We start from the raw sequence: 4,885 nt of genomic DNA, 5'->3' as shown, positions 1-4,885 counted from the left end.
AAACTGAATTCTAGCAAGTCATCGAGATCGCGGGCAGTCATGGTTTTTGGATCGATCGAGAAGCGCAGATCGCCAGCGGACTTTACGACTAGATCGAAGTGAGTTTTCAGGTAATTTTTAAATGGTTGTTTGACTTTGATTTTGACTGATTCCAGATCGTCACCGATAAATGTATGAATCATCATGGATACTTTGCCACTCTGCGGATCGCGACCGCTTTGGGCTAGAGTTTGACGATATAAAGTGATTTTACGGAGGATTTCATCGAGGCTTTGATACAGGGGAGATGTGAGAATATTTGCACCGATTTTACCTGCCTCAATAAATGATTCGTCCGAGAGAGAAGTAATCCAAATTGGTACTTGTGGCTGCAATGGTTTAGGGTATGTATTGATGCTGACAGGTTTACCATGCCCGCCGATTAGTTCGATCGATTCACCTTGCCAAAGTTGGCGAACTACTTGAATATCGCGCCACATAATCTCTTTTTTGTCGGCATATTTTTCGGGTGCGAGGACAAAATCATTGGGGTGCCAACCAGGAGCAAAAGAGAGTCCAACTCTTCCTTGGGAGAGGTTATCTACCATCGCCCATTCTTCGGCGACGCGCAAGGGATCTTGCAAGGGCATGACGACGCTACCAGAACGGATTTGAATGTTCTCGGTGAGGGCGGCGATCGCGGCTCCAGCGACGGCTGGATTGGGGTATAAGCCACCAAAAGCATCAAAATGACGTTCGGGCACCCAAACGGCTGCGAATCCATGTCGATCGGCGAATTTCGCGCCTTCGAGCAGTAGTCGGTATTTATCGCGGCTGGTGGTGGAGCCGTCGCCGGAGAAGTAAAATAAACTGAATTCCATGCTTTTAATCCTCTATTTCAAAACTATATTTAACGTCATCAACGGGATAAGAATTGCCTGGAGACTGAAGTCTCGGCTCATAATGCAAAGTCCGCCTACGCGGACTAAATTTCCTAGTCCGCGTAGGCGGACGTTGCATCACTAGCGGGGGTTTCCAACCCCACGGCGGTGTAGGAACGGAGCTGACTAACTTATTGCCTCCTCCTGAGCTAATCGATCGCGTACTTCGTCGATCGACAAATTTTCGATCTCAGCTAGCAGACGAATCATTTCATCGGGATCGTCGGCTGGGGAGAGGAGATCGGCGATGATGGCAGCTAATCCTGCTACGGTTGGGGCTTCGGATAGTAGGGTGCGGAGGGATAGATCGACGGGGTAGATTTCCCGCAATTGGGAGACTACCCGCACGGCGAGGAGGGAATGTCCGCCTAGCTCGAAGAAGTTATCATTCGCACCGATTTGGGCGATACCGAGTTGAGTTTGCCATAGTTGGGCGATGCGTTGCTCGATCTCAATGCTGGGTGCGATATAGGCGGTGGATTGAACCCGTCGAGTGTGTGCCGCTGCTGTCGGTTGGGGGCTAGGTTGGGGGGTTTCGGCATTTGCTACAGTTCGCTGCTGTTGTTGTTTCAGGACTGTTTGCCAGTCTTGAGTAGAGACGATCGCCCGATCGAGATCGCTGTGGAGGATGCGCTGGAGGGCTTCCCATCCGGCTGTAGGGGAAATTCCGGTGGCGAGGGCTGCTAATCGTTCTGGCTGGAGGTGTGCGGGTAGTCCGGTGAGATCGGCTCCCATACCGACTTCTTGCCAGATATCCCAGTTAATTGAGATGCTGCGATAGTTGCGGTTTTGGGCGAGGGCGAAGGCATCGAGGAAACTGTTGGCGGCGCAATAGTCAATTTGTCCCATGCCGCCGAGCAGGGCACTGTGGGAGGAGAATAAGACTAAGAAATCGAGGTTTTTATCGCGGTAGATGCGATCGAGTACTAGTGTGCCTTGGACTTTGGGGCGCATGACGCTGGCGGCGGTTTCGGGCGTTTTGAGTTGGATGATGCCATCGCCTGGAATGCCTGCTGTGTGGAAGATGCCGTTAATTTGCCCGTAGGTTTGCTGGATTTGCCCCTGAATGGCTGCCATTTGCACTAGATCGGCAACGTCGGCATTTAGTACCAGTATTTCTGCCCCGATCGCTTGGAGGGATTGGATTTGGCGGATTTTGCTACTAATTGGCTCTGTTTCGTCGTGACTTGTCAACCAGTCTACCCATTCAGTTTGAGCTGGAAATGGTGAACGACCGATTAGAATAAGTTTTGGTTGTGGTACTGTCTGGGCTAAGTGTTGGGCGATCGTCAGTCCGATCCCACCCATACCACCTGTAATCAGGTATGTACCCCGTTCGCGTAATGATGTTGGCGACTCAACTGGTTCTAGATACAGGGGTTCGGCAATCGGCAACCAGCGATAATTGCCCCGATAAGCAACAATCGAATCGCTCGGAGTGGTAGCCTGAGCCAGGATATCGGCGATCGTCCGATCGATATCCCAGTCCGCGCAGGCGGACTTTGCACCACTAGCAACGACTTCCAGTCGTTGTGCTGTAATTTCTAGATCGATCGTACAGCAGCTAATATTTGGATACTCTTGAGGAATGACTCGACAAGCTCCCAAAATAGTCGCTTTTTCGGGTTGAATCGTTTCGGTGCCTGTGACATCTTGACTATTGCCAGTCACTACACCAATATGAATCGGCTCGTTGCTATTTTGTTGTCCGATTGCTTGAGCTAGATAGAGCAGACTGTAGAAACCGTAGGTTTGCGATTCATCAAAGGAAACCGCGCCTAGCGTCCAGAGATGAGTAATAATGGGCGAACGATCGATCTCTAGAATCGATCGCATTAGCGTCTCGTAGTGGCTGAGATCGCCAGGATCGATCGTATAGATATCGTTATTGTGACTAAATTGAGTACCAATTTTGACCTCAATTACCCGTTCGCCCCTTTGCTGTAGCCGTTGTGTCATGACGGTTGCAAATCCTAAAAGATCGCTAAATATTACCCAACAACGTTGCCGATCTGTCGGTGCAAGTGTGGGTAAAGTCGAACGTTTCCATGAAGGGACATAGAACCAGTCGCCGATATCCGTTTTTTTAACTGGCGTAACCAGAGCGCGATTTGGCTCGTTTAGCGCAGGTGCGTCGATCCAATACCGCTGTCGATCGAAGGGATATGTGGGCAGGGGGACGCGCTGGCATTGGCGATCGGCATAAAAGCTAGTCCAATCGATTTCTACGCCATTTAACCACAGTTGCCCCAAGGTTTTCAGCATCAATTCTAGATCCGAGGATTTGTCTTGCGGATGGGGGAGGGAACAAAAAATAGTCCGAGTGGGTGCCTGTTGTTTGGTTAAGGTGCCCAGAGTTCGCCCCGCCCCGACTTCGAGGAAGATGGCATCGGGATTGGTTAATAACTCGGCGATCCCGGCTGAAAATTGGACGGGCTGACGTAAATGCTGTGCCCAGTACAGCGGATCGGTGGCGGCTGCTGCGGTAATCCAAGTGCCCGTGACATTGGAAATAAACAGCAGTTGGGGCGGATTGAGAGTAATACCGCGCAAACATTCAATAAATGGCTCGATCGCACCCTCCATCAGGGGCGAATGGAAGGCATGAGAGGTATGTAATGGCTTACAAGTAATCCCCCGCGTTGCCAGTAGGCTCTCTAGTCCCGAGATCGCCTCAACTGTCCCCGAAACTACGCTTAGATCGGGGCTATTACTGGCTGCAAGGTGGAGCGAATCGTCGAGTAAGGGCTGGAGATCGCCGATGGATAAATTGACGGCTATCATGGTTCCTGTGGGCTGCTGCTGCATCAATCGTCCCCGCGTAGCAACTATCGTCAGGGCATCTTCGAGGGAGAAGACACCAGCCAGACAAGCGGCGACATATTCACCGATACTATGTCCGATCGCCCCTTGCGGTGTTACGCCCCAAGACATCCAGAGTTGAGCGAGAGCATATTCGATCGTAAATATCGCAGGTTGAGCGATCGCGGTTTGGGTGAGTTGGTGGGTAGCTGTATCGAGATCGACCCGATCGGCAAATAGGATCGGGCGAATGTCGATTTGATGTTGAGACTGAAGGAGCGAAATACAGCGATCGCATGTCGATCGAAAAGTGGCTTCACTCTCATACAGTTCCCGCCCCATATTCACATACTGGGAACCTTGCCCAGGGAATAAGAACATTATCAGCGGATTGCTAGCTGTTGTCTGCCCTGTAAATACTCGATCGGAGTCCCCCACATTTAATACTTCTACCGCATCTTTCAATGTCGATACAACGGCAATCCGGCGATGTTCTAAAGCCCAACGTCCGACTTGGAGCGTATAAGCGACATCAGCTAAATTGAGATCCGTGGCGTGCTGGAGTCGATCGCTTAAATTAACAGTCGATCGATCCAAAGTAGCAGCCGTTTTCGTCGAAAGTGCCAACAGTTGGTAAGCTCTCGGTTTAGGTGTAGCCGGATCTACGGTGAGCGGCGGCGGAGCTTCTTCTAAAATCGCATGGACATTCGTACCGCCAAAGCCAAAGGAACTAACACCTGCGCGACGGGGAGTACCGTTAGTTTCCCACTCGGTGAGTTGGGTATTGACGTAAAACGGACTATTAGCAAAATCGATTTGGGGGTTGGGTTTCTCAAAATGGAGACTGGGGGGAATCCGTTTGTGATGCAGTGCCAACACTGTTTTGATAAATCCGGTAATCCCCGCCGCCGCGTCTAAATGTCCGATATTAGTTTTGACAGATCCGATCGCGCAAAACTGCTTGAGATCTGTCGATGCGCGAAAGGCTTGTGTCATCGCCGCAACTTCGATCGGATCGCCCAATGCCGTACCCGTACCGTGAGTTTCCATATAAGTAATGGTTTCCGGCTCGACTTCTGCCATCAGTTGAGCCGCCCGAATCACTTTAGCTTGCCCTTCCTGGCTGGGTGCGGTGTAGCCGACTTTCATCGCCCCATCATTAT

At 51.0% G+C, this 4,885-nt stretch carries 3 protein-coding genes; all 3 read right to left on the bottom strand.

Annotation, left to right across the window (positions count from 1 at the left end):
- Window positions 1-860: MupA/Atu3671 family FMN-dependent luciferase-like monooxygenase (locus tag RMO52_RS17695; protein WP_310416824.1), on the bottom strand; the 860-nt coding region annotated here is incomplete at its 3' end.
- Window positions 861-864: 4 nt separating this feature from the next.
- Window positions 865-999 carry a hypothetical protein gene (locus tag RMO52_RS17690; RefSeq protein WP_310416821.1) on the bottom strand — a complete coding sequence of 45 codons (135 nt, stop codon included), beginning with the start codon at window positions 997-999 and terminating at the stop codon, window positions 865-867.
- Between the two features lie 47 nt (window positions 1,000-1,046).
- On the bottom strand, window positions 1,047-4,885 hold a 3,839-nt coding region (locus tag RMO52_RS17685; protein ID WP_310416818.1), incomplete at its 5' end, for an SDR family NAD(P)-dependent oxidoreductase.

It is taken from the genome of Chamaesiphon sp. OTE_8_metabat_110, assembly GCF_031382685.1.
Taxonomy (GTDB): Bacteria; Cyanobacteriota; Cyanobacteriia; order Cyanobacteriales; family Chamaesiphonaceae; genus Chamaesiphon.
Note: the sequence above shows the minus strand (reverse complement) of the source record. Positions and strands in the feature narration are given on the sequence as shown.

Coding starts and splice junctions, on each gene's coding strand:
- RMO52_RS17690 (WP_310416821.1), bottom strand. CDS start 999: ATGCAACGTCCGCCTACGCGGACTAGGAAATTTAGTCCGCGTAGGCGG.